Genomic DNA, 765 nt, shown 5'->3' with positions numbered 1-765 from the left:
CAGCGAACTTCGGACTACCAATGTGCGCCTGGAAGAAGAGGTTGGCGTTCGCAGGAAGGCCGAGCAAGCCGCCGAGACCGCCATGAAGTCCAAATCCGAGTTTTTGGCCAACATGAGCCACGAGATCCGCACCCCCATGAACGCGGTCATCGGCATGACGGGGTTGCTGATGGAGACGAACCTCACACCTGAACAGCGCGACTACGTCGAGACCATCCGGACTTCTGGCGACGCCCTGCTTACGACTATCAACGACATCCTCGACTTCTCCAAGATCGAGTCGGGAAAGGTCCAGATGGAGTGTATCGAGTTCGAACTCCGGGCGGTGGTCGAAGAGACCCTCGACCTGCTGTCCGAGAAGGCAGCCGCCAAGAATCTTGAGCTGGTTGCGCTGTGCCAGCCGGGGCTACCCTCCAGGGTTGCAGGAGATCCAGGCCGCCTAAGGCAGATTCTGCTCAATTTGGTGAGCAATGCGGTCAAGTTCACCGAAAAGGGCGACATTCTCGTCAAGGTCGACTTGGCGGCCGAAGTAGAGGGGCGGGCCGTGATCCGGTTCGAGGTGCAGGACTCTGGAATAGGCCTCAGCAAGGAGGCCCAAGGCCAACTTTTCCAGCCGTTTACCCAGGCAGACAGTTCCACCACGCGCAAGTACGGGGGCACGGGCCTTGGATTGAGCATCAGCCGCAACCTGGCGCGAAACATGGGCGGAGACATGGGTGTGCATAGCGTTGAAGGTAAAGGCGCCACGTTCTGGTTCACCGCCCG

General features: G+C 59.6%; 1 protein-coding gene. It reads left to right on the top strand.

The window, feature by feature from the left end:
- Positions 1 to 22: 22 nt before the first annotated feature.
- Positions 23 to 765 (top strand): ATP-binding protein (locus tag L6Q67_RS23655; RefSeq protein WP_296576006.1); only part of this gene is annotated, 743 nt, incomplete at its 3' end.

The organism is Zoogloea sp., from assembly GCF_023150065.1.
In the GTDB taxonomy this organism is placed as follows: Bacteria; Pseudomonadota; Gammaproteobacteria; order Burkholderiales; family Rhodocyclaceae; genus Zoogloea.
The sequence above is the reverse complement of the archived record's forward strand: the minus strand, read 5'-3'. Positions and strand labels throughout refer to the sequence as shown.